The following is a 15,012-nucleotide window of genomic DNA, read 5'->3' as shown; positions in this document are numbered from 1 at the left end:
GCGCCCACGTCCGCACCCCGGCGCTATGCCGCGACCGGGTCCGCCACCGCTGCAGGGCCGTCGAAGCGATACAGATCCATGGCCAGGAAACCCGCATCGATGCCGGCGTCGATGCGCTGCGCACCGAGCCGGTCATCGCCAGCCGCGCCCATCGCCACGTACAGCGGCAGCCAGTGCTCGTCGCTGGGATGTGCGCGTTCGGCATGCGGTGCCTGGCGGCGGTAGTCCAGCAGCGCGGGGATGTCGTCGTCCAGCAGCTTGCGTTCGGTCCATTCGATGAAGGGCCGCACGTACGGCGCTTGCCGCTCGGCGCTGTAGCCGTTGCGGACGTCGTGCAGGTTATGGGTGATGCTGCCCGAGCCGATCACCAGCACGCCGTCATCGCGCAACGGCGCCAGCGCACGGCCCACCGCAAATTGGTGCGCCGGTCCCAGCTCGGGCTGGATCGATAGCGACACCACCGGGATGTCGGCGTCCGGATACAGCAGGCGCAGCGGCACCCAGACGCCGTGATCGAAGCCGCGCTGCGGGTCCAGCTGCGGATGCAGGCCGGCCTGCTCCAGCCGGCGCACGATCTGCTGCGCCAATGCCGGCTCGCCAGGCGCGGGATAGTCCAGCGCATACAACGGCGCCGGGAAGCCGCCGAAGTCGTGAATGGTCGGCGGCCGTAGCGCACCGCTGACCAGCGGGCGACGGCCCAGCCAGTGCGCGCTCGCCACCACGATGGCACGCGGCCGCGGCAACGCGTGCCGCAGGTCGGCCAGGCGCTCGCCGACCTGCCCCGGCTGCAGCGCAGTCATCGGCGAGCCGTGCGAGATATACAGGGAGGGCAAGCGGGTCATGGACAGCTCCTTGATGGATGGAAACAGGCTCAGCGCGATGGCTGCAACGCGAATGCGCCGTCGCCGAGCAACGCCTGCACGATCAGCAGCACCGCCCATAACGCCGGGTATTCCCAGCCGCCACCCGGATTGGAAAAACCGAACCCGTTCGCACCATGCACGCTGACAATCGTGCCCAGCAATAGCGGCACGCCCAGCAGGGCTACCCAGCGCGCATAGAGGCCCAACAGCAGCGAAACGCCAAGGCCGAGCTCCAGCGCCATACTGACGTAGGCCAATGCGCCGGGCAGGCCGAGCGACTGGAAGTACGCCACGGTGCCGGCCGGAGTGAACACCAGCAATTTGGTCAGGCCATGCACCAGAAACAGCACGCCCAGGCTGATACGCAGCAAGGCGGTGCCATAGGCGGCGGTGCGTGGAGATGCGAGGGCAGTTGCCATGGGACGGGCTCCGTTGAGGACCGCCACAGCCTATTCCTTACAAAAATCTGATAAATACGCGTGCTTCAGATAATTTATTTCGGCAAAAGGAACAATCGGAGCCGCCATGGATACCCTCGATGCGATGCGCGTGTTCACCGCCGTGGCCGAGCGCAGCGGCTTCAGCGCCGCCGCCGATGCATTGGACCGCTCCACTGCCAGCGTTACCCGCCAGGTTGCCGCGCTCGAACAGCGGCTGGGTACCCGCCTGCTCAACCGCACCACCCGCCGGGTCAGCCTGACCAGTGCCGGTAGCGCCTACTACCAGCGCTGCCTGCAGCTGCTGGCCGATCTGGACGACCTGGAAGCCACCATTGGCGCGCAAGCGCTGGAGCCGGCCGGCGTGCTGCGGGTGAACGCGCCGGTGAGCTACGGCATCGAGCGCCTGGGCGCATTGCTGCCGGGATTTCGCGCGCGCTACCCGCAGGTGGAGCTGGACCTGTCGCTGTCCGACCGCCTGGTCGACATGGTCGAAGAAGGCTTCGACGTCGCCATCCGCATCACCCGCCAGCCGGCGCCGATGTTGATCGCCCGGCAGTTGGGCAAGGTCCGCATCCTGGCATGTGCATCGCCGGCCTATCTGGCGCGTGCCGGGACACCCCAGCACCCATCCGATCTGGCCGGCCACGAATGCCTGCTCTATCACTACTCGCCCAACGGCGATGACGCGCGCTTTCAGGGGCCGGAAGGCGATATCGACGTGCGCCTGCACGGCGGCCTGCGCGCCAACAACGGGCATGTGCTGAACGCTGCCGCGCTGGCCGGGCAAGGCATCGTGATCCAGCCGGATTTTCTGGCCGAACCGCACATCGCAGCAGGGCGTCTGGTACGCATTCTTCCCGAATACGCAATGGGCGAGATCGGCATCTTTGCGGTCTATACCAGCCGCAGCCATCTGGCGCCGAAGGTGCGCAGCTTTATCGATTACCTGGTCGAATGCATGCCCGTGCCGGGGCCTGGTTGAAGGTTGAGGGCCAGGCGAGGAAATACCTCGCGCCAGCTGGCGCGTGCACGCATTCGGGATTCGGGATTCAGTCTGCGCAGGCCGACACCTGTCTCCAGACACCGACATCACAACTGGATCTGGGCTACATGAGGCAGCCACGCACGCTGACCCCACTCAACACCTCGACAGGCGCATAAGCTCCAGCAGGCCTCAGCAACGACCGCGGCAACAGTTCGTCCCGTGCGTGGTCATTCTGCTGTCCCGACCGGTATGCGCACAATCCGGCTCCCCGTTCAACAGGAGTGCCCATGAGCAAGATCGCCATTGTGTATTTCAGCGGCTACGGCCACACCGTCAAGCAGGCCGAAGCCGTGCACGCAGGCGCAGCCAGCGTTGGCCAAGCCACGCTGTACCGCATCGACCAGGACGGCAACCTGCCCGACGATGCCTGGGACGCCATCAGTGCCGCCGACGCCATCATCTACGGCAGCCCCACCTACATGGGCGGCCCGGCGTGGCAGTTCAAGAAATTTGCCGATGCCAGCTCCAAGCCGTGGTTTGCGCAGGCCTGGAAGGACAAGGTCGCTGCCGGTTTCACCAATTCGGCATCGGCGAACGGCGACAAGGCCGCCACCATCCAGTATCTGTGGACCCTGTCGCAACAGCATGGCCAGATCTGGGTGGGCACCGGGCTGCCGCCAGCCAACACCAAGGCGCATGGTCCGCAGGACGTGAACTGGACTGGCGGTTGGGGCGGTGCGCTGGCCATCTCGCCATCGGACGCCTCGCCGGACGAAGCGCCGCGTAGCGGCGACCTGGAAACGGCCAAACTGTTCGGCAAGCGCGTGGCCGAGGTGGCCGCCAAGCTCAAGGGCTGATTGCACCGCACACCAGCCCGCGCAGATCGCAGCATGGCTTGCCGATCTGCGCGGGCTGTGCGTTAGCGCGTGGGCCACATCGCGCTAACGCCTTTCACGCCATTGTTCCCCGACCTTTTGCTGCACGGAGTCCCCCACCATGCAAACCCGCACGCTTGGCCGTTCCGGCCCCACCGTTTCGGCCCTGGGCCTTGGCTGCATGGGGATGAGCGCATTCTATGGCGACCGCAGCGACGAGGCCGCCTCGATCGCGGTGATCCATCGCGCGCTCGATCGTGGCATCAGCTTGCTCGACACCGCCGACATGTACGGCCCGCACACCAATGAAGTGCTGGTCGGCAAGGCGATTGCCTCGCGCCGGCATGAAGTGTTTCTGGCCACCAAATTCGGCATCAAGCTCGACCCCAACGACCCGTCGGTGCGCGGTATCGACGGCAGCCCGGCATATGTGCAGTCCGCATGCGAAGCCAGCCTGCGTCGGCTGGGCGTGGAGCATATCGATCTGTACTACCAACACCGCGTCGACCCCAATGTGCCCATCGAAGACACCGTGGGCGCAATGGCGCGCCTGGTCGAGCAAGGCAAGGTGCGCTTCCTCGGGTTGTCGGAAGCGGCCGCAGCCACCATTCGCCGCGCGCACGCCGTGCATCCCATCACCGCGGTGCAGACAGAATATTCGCTGTGGTCGCGCGAGCCGGAAGACAATGGCGTGTTCGCCGCGGTGCGCGAACTCGGCATCGGGTTCGTGCCGTACTCGCCGCTGGGGCGCGGTTTTCTGACCGGTGCGTTTTCGTCGCCGGACGATTTCGACGCCGACGATTACCGCCGCCATTCGCCGCGTTTTCAGGGCGAAAACTTCACCCGCAACCTGCAGCTGGTGGAACAGGTCAAGGCCATTGCTGCCGACAAGGGCATCACGCCCGGGCAACTGGCGCTGGCCTGGGTGCTGGCGCAGGGCCAGGACCTGGTTCCGATCCCCGGCACCAAGCGGTTGGCCTATCTGGAAGAAAACATCGCTGCGCTGGATGTGGCCCTGATGCCGGACGAACTGGCCCGCATCGATGCCATTTTCCCGCCGCAAGCTGCGGCGGGCACGCGCTACCCGGAAGCGATGATGGGCGCGGTCAACCGCTGAGCCGTGCTGCCCGGTCTTAAGGCGGCCAACCTGCAGCGGGCGCTGCCAGTGAGCGCGGACGGCGCGCTCGGAACCGGAATGTACGAACGTGACACATGCCGATTCCGGGCACGGCCGCGCCCGCATGGCGGCGAGCGCAATCGCCTTGCCGTCTGCCGTTGGCCTTCCCAGTGCCGCAGCCAGCGTTGCAGCATTGCGTTGGCACCAGTGGAGCTTGCCGCGCGCCACTGCGGCCATCCAGGTGTCATACCTGCGGTCGATCAATGCGTGTCTGTCCCGCAGTGCGCGTTCGACCGCGCGGACTGGATGCTGAGCGCCCCTGCTCACACTCCCGCTTCGCTGCCCCTTGCACACTGGCTGCCGCTCACACGCATCGTGCCCCATGCTGTCCTTCGTGATTCCCGCCCATGACGAGGCTGCTCTGATCGGCGACACGCTGCAGTGCCTGCATGCCTGCGCGCAGGCCATGCAGCTGGACCATGAAGTGATCGTGGTGGCCGATGCCTGCGAAGACGCCACGGCGGCCATCGCACGCAGCCATGGCGCGCAGGTGCTGGAGGTGCAGTTGCGCCACATCGCCGCAACGCGTAATGCCGGCGCGCAGGCCGCGCAAGGCGAGCGCCTGCTGTTTCTGGATGCCGATACCTCGATCAACCCGCAAGTCGTTGGCGCAGCATTGGCTGCGCTCGATGCCGGCGCGGTAGGCGGCGGTGCGCGGGTGCATCTGCAAGGCAAGCGGGTGTGGTCCGAGCGCGTGGCGCAGGCGGTTTTTGGCTGGTTTTTCCGTGTTTCCGGCATTGCTCCCGGGTGCTTCCTGTTCTGCACGCGGGCGGCCTTCGTCAGTGCAGGGGGCTTCGACACGCGTTACTACGCTGGCGAAGATGTGGCACTGAGTCGCGCACTGGCGCGCTGCGGACGCTTTGTGATCTTGCGCCAGACCGTGCACACCTCCGACCGCAAGCTGCGCAGCTTTTCCAAGCGCGAGCACCTCGGCCTGCTGTTGCGATTTCTGCGGCGCGGGCGGCGCATGCTGCAGACCCGCGACGCGCTCGGCTTCTGGTATCAGCGCCGGCGCTGAACCGAGCGTGTCCGCACCGCCGCGATCGGCGGTGGAGCCCGCCCTCGAGGCGGCACCCGACACCGCAGGCCACTACACTGTGCTGTCTGTTTAGGTATACGAGTTGCGCCGCATGGCTTCTTTGCATCGCCCCGTCCTGATCGCCGCCATGTCTGCCGCGCTGCTGACCACCGCCGCATGCCACCGCGATGGCGCGACACCGGCCGCGAGCACGCACCCAGCGCTGCCTCCCGGCAAGCCCAAGCTCGGCGATTTCGGCTTCGATGTGACCGGCATGGATCGCAGCGTGGCGCCGGGCGACGACTTCTTCGATTACGCCAGCGGCAACTGGGTCAAGCGCACGCAGATTCCGGAAGATCGCTCCAGCTTCAACAGTTTCGTTTCCATCGCCATCGAGACCGAGCGGCATAGCCGCGACATCATCGAAGGCGCTGCCGCCAACGACCGCGTCACCGGCGAAGACAAGCAGATCGGCGACTACTACGCCGCCTACATGGACGAAGCCAGCATCGAGGCCAAGGGCGTGCGCCCGGTGCAACCGGAACTGGAGGCGATCGCCCAGCTCGACGACAAGCAGGCCCTGGCGCGCACCTTGGGCGGCCAGCTGCGTGCCGATGTCGATCTGCTCAACGCCACCAATTTCCAGACCGACCGGCTGTTCGGCCTGTGGGTTTCGCAGGACCTGCATCATCCAGGCCGCTACGTGCCCTATCTGGTGCAAGGCGGCCTGGGCATGCCCGAGCGCAGTTTCTATCTGGACGGCGGGCGCATGGCGCAGCTGCGCGAGGCCTACCGCGCGCACATCGTCGCGTTGCTGGAGCTGGCCGGCATCGATGATGCGCCCGCCAGGGCCGAGCGCATCCTGGCACTGGAAATCGCCATGGCGCGCGTGCACGCGACCCCTGAGCAGACCAACGATGTGCAGGCTGGCGCCAATGCCTGGAAGCGGTCCGATTTCGCGCGCAACGCGCCCGGCCTGGACTGGGCGGTGTTCTTCGAGGCAGCCGGGCTCAACGCACAGCAGGATTTCATCGTATGGCAGCCGCGCGCGGTGAGCGGGTTGTCGGCGTTGGTGCAGTCCGAGCCGCTGCAGACCTGGAAGGATTATCTGAGCTTCCGCGCGCTGGACCGCGCCTCGCCGTATCTGTCCAAGGCCTTCGCCGACGAGCGCTTCGCGTTTTACGGCACCACGCTGGAAGGCACCCCGCAGCAGCGCCAGCGCTGGAAACGCGGCATCGACGCGACCAACGCCGCATTGGGCGAAGCGGTCGGCAAGCGCTACGTGCAGAAGTACGTCAGCGCGCAGACCAGGACGCGCACCGAAGAGATGGTCAAGAACATCATCACCGCGTTCGGCAAACGCATCGACGCACTGGAGTGGATGAGCGCCGAAACCAAGCAGCATGCCAAGGCGAAGATCGCCGGCTTGACGGTGGCGGTCGGCTACCCGGACACCTGGCGCGACTACAGCGGGCTGGACGTGCGCCGCGATGATGCGCTTGGCAATGTGCAGCGCGCCGAGGCATTCGAATACCGCCGCAACCTGGCCAAGCTGGGCAAGGCGGTCGATCATCGCGAGTGGTACATGCTGCCGCAGGAGGTCAACGCACTGAACGTGCCACTGGAAAACCGCCTGATCTTCCCGGCGGCGATCCTGCAACCGCCCTTCTTCGACCCCGCCGCCGACGATGCGGTGAACTATGGCGCGATCGGCGCGGTGATCGGGCACGAGATCAGCCACAGCTTCGACAACATGGGCGCGCTGTTCGACGAACACGGCGAGCTGCATGACTGGTGGACGCCGCAAGACCTGAAAAAATTCGAGAACGCCGGCAATGCCTTGGCTGCGCAGTTCAGCGCCTACCAACCGTTGGACGACTTGTCGGTCAACGGCAAGCTGACGCTGGGCGAAAACATCGCCGACGTTGCGGGCCTGGCCACTGCCTACGATGCCTACCAGTTGTCGCTGCAGGGCAAGCAGCCCCAGACCCTGGATGGTTTTAGCCCGGATCAGCGCTTTTTCCTGGGCTTTGCGCAGGCCTGGCGCGGCAAGTACCGCGACGCGGCACTGCGCAATGCTCTGCTTACCGACGTGCATGCACCTGGCCGCTTCCGCGCGCAAACCGTGCGGAACCTGGATGCGTGGTACCCGGCCTTCGATGTGACACAGGATCAGCAGCTGTATCTGGCGCCGGAGCAGCGGGTCAAGATCTGGTAGGTGCGGGTCGTGGTCGATGCAGCGCCAGTGGAGCTGGTGTCTGCGGCGCTGTTTGTCGCGGCACGCGGTAGTGCATGCCGGGTTGTGGCGAAGTGCACCCATCTCGTGGGCGACGTTGAAGAAACGGCGCGACGAGCGATTGCCTATCGCGCGCCACCAGCGCGCACGTCAGAACACACCGCCAACCCAGCCCACATCCGTTACACGCTGTCAGGCCACTCCAACAACGTCGCTGGCGGTAAGTGCATGCGCCTGCATGCGCGCGCAGACAGTCCGTCGCGCAAGGCCGTGCGGAACAGCGGCGACAGGCTGCGCAGCAACCGTGCCGATGCGTGCGCCTGCGCGCGTTGCCTGGCAGTGCGGCCGAGCATGTCGCTGGCCCAGCCGGGCAACAAGGCCGTGCCGGCGCCAAGAAACACCCCGCGCGACAGGCCCGCGGCGGGCACCGGCAGCTGGATGCTGGTGAGGATGTCGAGCACCTCGCGCGAGCGCGCGTCCATGCGTAACTCTCCAAGCACCGATGCGAAGTACGCATCCACCTGCGCCTCGCTGGCCGGCACATCGGCCGCGCCCAGCGCTTCGGCCACGCGTCGCGCTTCGTCGTAATAGCGGTCGGCGATGGCAGCAGGCACCTGGCGGCAATAACGCCGGCATCCCTGCAAAAACCCATAGGCCTCGGTGACATGCACCCAGGCGAGCAACTTCGGGTCGTTGGCCTCATAAGGCACGCCGTCAACAGTGTGGCCGCGGATATGCGCGTGGATCCTGCGCACGCGCGCAATCAATTGCTCGGCTTCCGCACGTGGCGCGTAGGTGGTGCCGGCAACGAAGTTGGTGGTGCGCCGCAGCCGCCCGATCAAATCGGTGCGGAAGTTCGAATGGTCGTAGACCCCGGCCAGCGCGCGCGGATGCAACAGCTGCAACATCAATGCGCACAAGCCGCCGGACAGCATGCCCGGAAATTCGGAGTGGATGCGCCAGGTAATGCTGTCGGGCCCGAAGATGCCGGGATCGCCCAGCGGCTGATCGTATTCGATGGTGCTCTGACCACGCGGAAACGCATTGAGCACCCAGCGTTGGATCTGTTTGGCGGCGGGGGCGGTAAGAGTGCGCAGGACGGCTGACATGCGGCAATGATACGCAGCTCATCTGCAACGCCAGGTCAGCGAGGCGCAGGCACGCATCCACTCATTAGTCGGCGGAGCGGGAGCGTGGCGACCGGAGGTCGACGGTCATAGCGACCCGCGGACCGGGAGGATGCGAGCTGGCATCTGGACGGAGTGCTGACCAGCCGGGCAGCCACGGCCCCTGATCTTTCCGGGCAGGCTCGGCGCCGCGCGAATGGCCCACCGTCCAGCAGGTCCGGCAAGCCAGCCTGCCATCCCCGCGAACCCGGCAATTGCCGCAGCGCCGAGTGTGCAGTGCAGCAAGATCGAAGGCGCAGCGTAGGCACGCGGCGGCGGCATTGCAGCAAATCCGCCTGAATTCAGCAATTTGTGCGCGTCTGCGCAGAATTGCGCGGCCAGCGCTTGGCTTGGGGCATTGCCATGCACAGCGAAAGTGCTAGAACTAAGGCCGTCCGTCGACGCACTGCTTCGCCAGCACGTTCGGACGCTCCAGGGCACCGGCCGCGGCCAGTGCAGCAAGTCGTTCGTACCAGCCATCCGTCAGGAGCTTGTCATGATCGCTTTGTTCCAGGGTTTAGGCCTGCTATTGCAGGACAACGCACTCCATCGGCTCCCCTTCGATGAGCAGGTGGCTCACTGGCGCGACAAGACCGACGCGCAGCTCGACGAAGAGCTCTCGCTGCTCAAGGTGGCCAAAAAACAGTGGGTGATCGCCTCGATCATCGGCTGGCAGGCGATCTCGCTGATCTTGCTGGGCGTGATCACGCACCAGCTGTGGCAGAACGACTACCACCTGACCTTCAGCCGGGTGGTGATCATCTTCACCTCGTGGGCATCGATCCTGTTCGTGATGTGGTACATCGCCGACCTGTTCGACCATAGCGCCGGTTTCGAACGCTGGCTACGCGCCTTCAACAGCCGCGCGCGGGTGACGCCGGACGCCGACTCGGTCGAGTGCGTTGCCGACGCGCTGGACATGACGCGCCGCTATCCGGAGGTGCTGCGCTACAAGCAGGAGGTCACGTCCAAGCGCGAGTTGCGCCACGAAGACATCGTCAACATGCGCGAAATGGGCCGGCTACGCCGCTATACCGAACTGCTGCGCGACCTCGACCGTTTTGACGGCGCGCCACGATTGGTGGCTAACGCCTGAGGTCTTGAGCACACAGCATAGACGGGAACGCGCGATTCGAATGCAAAAACGGCCGATGGAACTCCATCGGCCGTTTTGCGTTTCAACACCGGGAATTCACCCTGATCCAGACGCACGTTAAATCCGTCAAGCATTGTGCTGTGGCCTTCGCGAGCCTTTGAAGCACAGGTCAAATCATGCGGTGGCGCCAGCATGTTCGAACGATTAGAACTCAATCACGCGAACAGGGCCTGCAAACTCATCGGACAGGCACTCGGCCAAGAACACAGCTTCCTCCAGAGACTCGTCCGGGCCATGCGCCGCTGTGAGCATGAAATACGATGCCGAGCCATCTCCCACGCACAAGTCGTCAATGAGATTCTCGATGCGGTCGGCATCGATGCCGACCACACCGACATAGTGGACGCCGTCAGCGATCCAGTCGGCAACCAGAGCTGCCAACCCTGGCCGCTCGCCGTGCAGTGAATGCAGGACGATCTTGCGCGGATTCGACATTGCGCTTCAGAGCAACTGCGCAGCCCGACTCACGCCTGCGCAACCGCCTTTTCTACCGACGGGGTACGCCAGCCGCTACGCACGCCCCAGATATAGAACACCGCGCCCACTGCAGCGACCACGGCCAGGTCGGTGCCGTAGCTGAGGTAGCCATGGCCACCGAAATCGGTGCTGCCGGCCCACGAGACCAGCGCGATGGTGGGCAGGTAGCAGATCATCCAGGCCGCGCCCTTGAGGTTGCGGCGCAGGTCCGGCCAGCCTTGCTTGGCCTGGTAATAGCAGTACACCGGCAGCGCCACGACCATCAGCAGGATGATCTCGCCGGTCAGCGGCCAGCGTGCCCAGTACAGCAGTTCGGTGGCCATCACGAAGGCCACGCCGGCCAGCACCGGCAGTGCGGCGATACGCAGCGGGCGGTGCAGTTCCGGCGCGTGTCGGCGCAGCGCCATCGCGCTGATCGGGCCGGTGAGGTAGGAAATGATGGTGGCCACCGAGATCACTGCCGCCAGCGTGCCCCAGCCGCGGAAGAAGAACAGGAACACGAACGACACGGCCAGGTTGAAGAACATCGCCATGCGCGGCACGCCCCAGACCGGATGCAGCTTGCCCAGCGCGGCCGGCATGGTGCCGTTCTTTTCCATGCCATAGACCATGCGTGCAGTGGTCGCGGTATAGGTGATGCCGGTGCCGCTGGGGCTGACGAACGCATCGATGTAGAGCAGCATCGCCAGCCAGTGCAGGTTGACGATGATGGCCAGCTCGGCGAACGGCGAGCGGAAATCGATGCCGTGCCAGCCGGCCTTGGCCAATAGATCCGGCGGCACGGCGCCGATGTAGGCCACCTGCAGGATCACGTAGACCACCGTGGCCAGCGCGATCGAGCCCAAGACTGCGAACGGAATGCTGCGGCCGGGGTTGCGCGCTTCGCCGGCCAGATTCACCGGGCTCTGGAAGCCATTGAAGCTGAAGACGATGCCGGCGGTGGCCACCGCAGTGAGCACCGCGGCCAGGTCGAGCACGTGCGCATCGCCGTGGATGCCGACGCTGAAGTTTTCGCTGTGGAAGCCGCTGGCGATCAGCGCCACGCCGGTGGCAGCAGGCACCACCAGCTTGAACACGGTGATCAGCGTATTGGAGCGTGCGAACAGCTTGACGCTCCAGAAATTCAAAAAGAAATACACCAGCACCAGCACCGCCGAAATCAGCAGGCCGGGCACCGAGAGCTCGCCTGCCCCGCCAGGCGCCTGCACATACAAGCCCTGCGCCCAGGCCCATGGCCAGGACGCCATGTATTGCACCGAGGCCTCGGCCTCGACCGGGATCACCGAGACGATGGCGATCCAGTTGGCCCAGCCGGCGATGAAGCCCACCAGCGAGCCGTGCGAATAGTGGCTGTAGCGCACCATGCCGCCGGACTCGGGGAACATGGCGCCGAGCTCGGCATACGACAGCGCGATGGTGGTGATGATCGCCGCGCCCAGCACCCAGGCCCAGATCGCACCAGGGCCGGCCAGGCCGGCCGCGCGCCAGGCGCCGAACAACCAACCAGAGCCAATGATCGAGCCCAGGCCGGTAAGCATGAGGGCGAAGGGGCCAACGTCGCGGCGTAGCGAGTGTTCGGACATGAGAAGCCTGGCAGTGAGGACGCCGTGAACCGGCAACAAGCCGGCAATGATCGCAGAAGCGACCGCTTGCCGTCAGTGCGTATTCAGGCTTGCCGGAGTTTGTCGTCCGGCGTCAGTCGCCGACGCGACTGCGCAGGGCCGGTACGCGCATCCCAGCCGCGCCGCCCAAGGGAACGGACAAAAGACCGCACTCACCGCCACGCGGCCACGGCCGGTGCTTGGCATCGGCACCTACCGCTCATGCGCTCCGGCCCTATCGTGCCATCTGCGCTCACCCGACGCCTGCCCGCCACGGTTTGTCGGCTGGCCTCAACCGTGGCAATCGGCACGTGGTGCGGCGGTATCCACGCAGGTATGCGTCTGCCCGGAGACGCCATGGAGTTCGCGCACCTGCCCCGGCGTCAGCGCAAACCTATCCAGGGTCTTGCGGGCGCAGGTCGGTGCGCTGGCGGTGTCGTCGGCGCCGCCGGTCGCGCACTGTTCTTCGTAGATCAGGTAGTAGCAGTGGCCGGAGTTGCTGGCCAGGCAATGCACGTTGGTGGCTGTCGCGGTGGTCAGCGTCTTGCTGAAGATCACATCGCGGCCATCGTCGGTGGCGCGGGTGATGGAGGTGGTGCCATTGCGTTCGTGGCAGCCGGCCAGGGCGAGCAGGCAGTACACCAGGGAGGCGATCAGGCGCATGGAGGAAGTCCTTTCAGTCGATGCAATCGGGGGAGTCGGCGCGTCCAGCAAAAACCGTGCAGGGTTCGGGCGGTGCGGACGGTGTTCGGAATCGGGTGTCGCACTCGCGCGCGCACGCCAGTTCAGCGTGCGCCGTTCTTATCGGCACGACGGCTGCACGCAACGTGTTGCTCGCCGCACTTACATGCCGCGGAACAGGCTCATGAACGGCTGGCTGACGGTGAGCGTTTCGCTGCGACCGCGCAGCGCCAGCCGGCCCTTGCCGGTGTCCTCGCGCACCACCGAGGCAACCGCCTTCATGTTGACGATGGTGGAGCGGTGGATCTGTTTGAACACCTGCGGATCCAGCACATCCAGCAGTTCGCGCAATGGCGTGCGCAACACCGCTTCGCCGGCCGCAGTCATCACCGTCGTGTACTTCTGATCGGCCTGGAAATACGCCACCTCGTCCAGCGCGATCAAGCGCGTCTCGCGCCCGCTGCTGGCGGTCAGCCAGGCGAGCGGCGGCGTGTGACTGGCAGCGGCCGGGCGTGCCGACAGACGCTGCAGCAAGGCTTCCAACAGCGCGCCATCCGGCTGGCCGGCAGTAGCGCGTTGTTGCACGCGCTGCCAGGCGGCCTGCAGGCGCTCGCGGCCGATGGGCTTGAGCAGGTAATCCACTGCGCCGTGTTCGAACGCATCGATGGCGTACTGGTCGTAGGCGGTGACGAACACCACCTGGCTGCGCGGGCTGACCTCGCGCATCGCACGCGCCACCTCGATGCCGGTGAGGCCGGGCATGCGGATATCCAGGAACACCACGTCCGGCTGCTGCGCGGCGATGGTCTCCAGCGCGCTGGCGCCGTCCTCGCAGTCGCCCACGATCTGCAGCTGCGGGCACACCTCGGCCAGCAGCGTCAGCAACGACTGCCGCAGCAAGGCCTCGTCTTCGGCAACCACGGCGCGCAGCGCGCTCATGCCCGCACCTGGGCGGCGTGTGCGGCGTGTGCGGCCTGTGCGCCCGCAGTGGGCAACGGTGGCGGCGATGGCGCGGCACCAAACTGCGTCGGCAGCGGCAGGCTCAGGGTAGCCGCCACACCGCTGGGGAAGTTGGACACGATGGCAAAGCTCGCCTTGCCGGCATAGATCAGCTGCAAGCGCTCGCGCAGGTTCTTCAAGCCGATGCCGGTGCCGTGGCTGTGCGTGTTGAAGCCCTGGCCGTCGTCGGCCACGGTGAGCGTGACATGGTCATCGTGGCGACGCGCAAGGATCCAGACGGTGCCACCACCGGGCTTGGCTTCCAGCCCGTGCTTGATCGCGTTTTCCACCAATGTCTGCAACATCATCGACGGCAGCGGCAGCGCACGTAGTTCGTAGGGAACTTCCACCTGCAAGGCCAACCGCGTGCCCATGCGGATGCGCAGGATCTCCAGGTAGGCCTGGGTGCGTTCGAGTTCTTCGCCCAGGGTTGCGATGGCGCCGTCGGCGCTGGGCAGCGAGCTGCGCAGATACTGGATCAGATGGCCGATCATGATCTCGGCGCGCGGCGGGTCGGTGCGCGCCAGCACCTGTGCGCTGGCCAGGGTGTTGTAGAGAAAGTGCGGCTCGACCTGCGCATGCAGCAGATTCAGGCGCGCCACGGCCAGTTCCTTTTCCATGACCGATTGCTCGGCGGCAGCCTGTTCGTCGCGACGCTGCTCGCCGACCCGGCGCACCACCGCGCGATTGATCGCCTCGGCGTTTTCGTAATTGCTGCCTTCGTCCACCGCAAACAGATCCACCCAGGCGCCAGCGTCGGGCTCGCACAACACGGTGACGCTGCTGGTGCCCTGCCCCGGCGCGATCGTCGCCAGGATCTGGTTGTGGGTGATGGCAAAGCGCGCGAACAGGTTCCAGCGCGACGGCTGGCGACCTGCGTACGGGTCGATGCGGCGCACCTTGGCGCGAATCAGCAGGCTGCCCGGCGCGCATTCGATGTCCTGCACGCGCGGTAGCGCACGCACCGCCTCTTCCATCACCGCGAAGCTGGCCTGTACATCCAGCGGCACTTCGATCTGGCGGCGCTGGCGGGTGGACAAGGTGGTATGGTCCAGCCGATCGGCGATCAGGCGCACGCGCCGCACATGGGTGACCGAACTCATCAACGCCAGCGTCAGCAAGACCATGCAGGCCAACGCGAAGATCGGGCCGATGGAGCCGAACACCTGCGTCCACATGATCCCTGCCACCACCAACGCGGCGGCCCAGGCGAACACGATACGCACGATCAGGAAGACGCTGGCAGACACAGGCAGGCAGCTCGTTGGGATGGGACGGGAGCGAGCATAGCCGGCGCACGCCACTGCGAAAGCCCCGGGCGACGAATGGCCGCCAGCG

14 protein-coding genes are annotated in these 15,012 nt (G+C 65.9%); 6 read left to right on the top strand and 8 right to left on the bottom strand.

What is annotated here, in order from left to right:
- Nucleotides 1–23 precede the first annotated feature (23 nt).
- Both EO156_RS12210 and EO156_RS12205 read right to left on the bottom strand, forming a co-directional pair.
- A complete protein-coding gene (locus tag EO156_RS12210; protein WP_015472771.1) occupies nucleotides 24–842 on the bottom strand; it encodes a class III extradiol ring-cleavage dioxygenase in 819 nt (272 codons plus the stop codon).
- A 29-nt stretch (nucleotides 843–871) separates the two neighbouring features.
- The gene (locus EO156_RS12205; protein WP_005926749.1) at nucleotides 872–1,282 is read right to left on the bottom strand and encodes a DoxX family protein; all 411 of its coding nucleotides are present in this window, start codon (nucleotides 1,280–1,282) and stop codon (nucleotides 872–874) included.
- Nucleotides 1,283–1,388: 106 nt separating this feature from the next.
- Here EO156_RS12205 and EO156_RS12200 point away from each other — a divergent pair, with 106 nt between their 5' ends.
- From EO156_RS12200 to EO156_RS12175, 5 genes are all read left to right on the top strand, one after another.
- The gene (locus EO156_RS12200; RefSeq protein ID WP_016850030.1) at nucleotides 1,389–2,285 is read left to right on the top strand and encodes a LysR family transcriptional regulator; all 897 of its coding nucleotides are present in this window, start codon (nucleotides 1,389–1,391) and stop codon (nucleotides 2,283–2,285) included.
- Between the two features lie 290 nt (nucleotides 2,286–2,575).
- Nucleotides 2,576–3,145 carry a flavodoxin family protein gene (locus tag EO156_RS12195; protein ID WP_003489601.1) on the top strand — a complete coding sequence of 190 codons (570 nt, stop codon included), beginning with the start codon at nucleotides 2,576–2,578 and terminating at the stop codon, nucleotides 3,143–3,145.
- A gap of 139 nt (nucleotides 3,146–3,284) precedes the next feature.
- Nucleotides 3,285–4,280, top strand: a complete 996-nt coding sequence (locus tag EO156_RS12190) for an aldo/keto reductase (RefSeq protein ID WP_005926742.1) — start codon at nucleotides 3,285–3,287, stop codon at nucleotides 4,278–4,280.
- 382 nt (nucleotides 4,281–4,662) lie between these two features.
- The gene (locus EO156_RS12180) at nucleotides 4,663–5,358 is read left to right on the top strand and encodes a glycosyltransferase (protein ID WP_016850031.1); all 696 of its coding nucleotides are present in this window, start codon (nucleotides 4,663–4,665) and stop codon (nucleotides 5,356–5,358) included.
- Nucleotides 5,359–5,506: 148 nt separating this feature from the next.
- Entirely contained in the window at nucleotides 5,507–7,576 is a 2,070-nt protein-coding gene (locus EO156_RS12175) for a M13 family metallopeptidase (RefSeq protein WP_026007010.1), read from the top strand.
- 200 nt (nucleotides 7,577–7,776) lie between these two features.
- On the opposite strand, the gene EO156_RS12170 is transcribed toward EO156_RS12175, so the two are convergent.
- Nucleotides 7,777–8,703, bottom strand: a complete 927-nt coding sequence (locus EO156_RS12170; protein WP_026007011.1) for an oxygenase MpaB family protein — start codon at nucleotides 8,701–8,703, stop codon at nucleotides 7,777–7,779.
- Nucleotides 8,704–9,166: 463 nt separating this feature from the next.
- Between EO156_RS12170 and EO156_RS12165 the strand changes: the two genes are divergently transcribed.
- A complete protein-coding gene (locus EO156_RS12165; protein WP_075150199.1) occupies nucleotides 9,167–9,856 on the top strand; it encodes a hypothetical protein in 690 nt (229 codons plus the stop codon).
- Between the two features lie 204 nt (nucleotides 9,857–10,060).
- Here EO156_RS12165 and EO156_RS12160 read toward each other — a convergent pair whose 3' ends face one another.
- The 5 genes from EO156_RS12160 to EO156_RS12140 form a co-directional block, all read right to left on the bottom strand.
- On the bottom strand, nucleotides 10,061–10,351 hold the full coding sequence (locus EO156_RS12160) for a hypothetical protein (RefSeq protein WP_005911278.1): 291 nt from the start codon (nucleotides 10,349–10,351) through the stop codon (nucleotides 10,061–10,063).
- A gap of 29 nt (nucleotides 10,352–10,380) precedes the next feature.
- Nucleotides 10,381–11,976 (bottom strand): APC family permease, encoded by a 1,596-nt coding sequence (locus EO156_RS12155; RefSeq protein WP_005911279.1) that lies wholly within the window; start codon nucleotides 11,974–11,976, stop codon nucleotides 10,381–10,383.
- Nucleotides 11,977–12,285: 309 nt separating this feature from the next.
- Nucleotides 12,286–12,657 carry a hypothetical protein gene (locus tag EO156_RS12150; RefSeq protein ID WP_016850033.1) on the bottom strand — a complete coding sequence of 124 codons (372 nt, stop codon included), beginning with the start codon at nucleotides 12,655–12,657 and terminating at the stop codon, nucleotides 12,286–12,288.
- Between the two features lie 180 nt (nucleotides 12,658–12,837).
- A complete protein-coding gene (locus EO156_RS12145) occupies nucleotides 12,838–13,614 on the bottom strand; it encodes a LytTR family DNA-binding domain-containing protein (RefSeq protein WP_016850034.1) in 777 nt (258 codons plus the stop codon).
- Nucleotides 13,611–14,924 carry a histidine kinase gene (locus tag EO156_RS12140; RefSeq protein WP_016850035.1) on the bottom strand — a complete coding sequence of 438 codons (1,314 nt, stop codon included), beginning with the start codon at nucleotides 14,922–14,924 and terminating at the stop codon, nucleotides 13,611–13,613. The genes EO156_RS12145 and EO156_RS12140 overlap by 4 nt, the downstream gene beginning before the upstream one ends.
- Between the last annotated feature and the right edge of the window lie 88 nt (nucleotides 14,925–15,012).

Origin of the sequence: Xanthomonas sp. DAR33341 (genome assembly GCF_003992815.1) — a bacterium.
In the GTDB taxonomy this organism is placed as follows: domain Bacteria; phylum Pseudomonadota; class Gammaproteobacteria; order Xanthomonadales; family Xanthomonadaceae; genus Xanthomonas; species Xanthomonas cissicola.
Note: the sequence above shows the minus strand (reverse complement) of the source record. Positions and strands in the feature narration are given on the sequence as shown.

Excerpts from the sequence above, each read along its gene's own strand:
- EO156_RS12210 (WP_015472771.1), bottom strand. The coding sequence starts at position 842 with ATGACCCGCTTGCCCTCCCTGTATATCTCGCACGGCTCGCCGATGACT.
- EO156_RS12205 (WP_005926749.1), bottom strand. The coding sequence starts at position 1,282 with ATGGCAACTGCCCTCGCATCTCCACGCACCGCCGCCTATGGCACCGCC.
- EO156_RS12200 (WP_016850030.1), top strand. The coding sequence starts at position 1,389 with ATGGATACCCTCGATGCGATGCGCGTGTTCACCGCCGTGGCCGAGCGC.
- EO156_RS12195 (WP_003489601.1), top strand. The coding sequence starts at position 2,576 with ATGAGCAAGATCGCCATTGTGTATTTCAGCGGCTACGGCCACACCGTC.
- EO156_RS12190 (WP_005926742.1), top strand. The coding sequence starts at position 3,285 with ATGCAAACCCGCACGCTTGGCCGTTCCGGCCCCACCGTTTCGGCCCTG.
- EO156_RS12180 (WP_016850031.1), top strand. The coding sequence starts at position 4,663 with ATGCTGTCCTTCGTGATTCCCGCCCATGACGAGGCTGCTCTGATCGGC.
- EO156_RS12175 (WP_026007010.1), top strand. The coding sequence starts at position 5,507 with ATGTCTGCCGCGCTGCTGACCACCGCCGCATGCCACCGCGATGGCGCG.
- EO156_RS12170 (WP_026007011.1), bottom strand. The coding sequence starts at position 8,703 with ATGTCAGCCGTCCTGCGCACTCTTACCGCCCCCGCCGCCAAACAGATC.
- EO156_RS12160 (WP_005911278.1), bottom strand. The coding sequence starts at position 10,351 with ATGTCGAATCCGCGCAAGATCGTCCTGCATTCACTGCACGGCGAGCGG.
- EO156_RS12155 (WP_005911279.1), bottom strand. The coding sequence starts at position 11,976 with ATGTCCGAACACTCGCTACGCCGCGACGTTGGCCCCTTCGCCCTCATG.
- EO156_RS12150 (WP_016850033.1), bottom strand. The coding sequence starts at position 12,657 with ATGCGCCTGATCGCCTCCCTGGTGTACTGCCTGCTCGCCCTGGCCGGC.
- EO156_RS12145 (WP_016850034.1), bottom strand. The coding sequence starts at position 13,614 with ATGAGCGCGCTGCGCGCCGTGGTTGCCGAAGACGAGGCCTTGCTGCGG.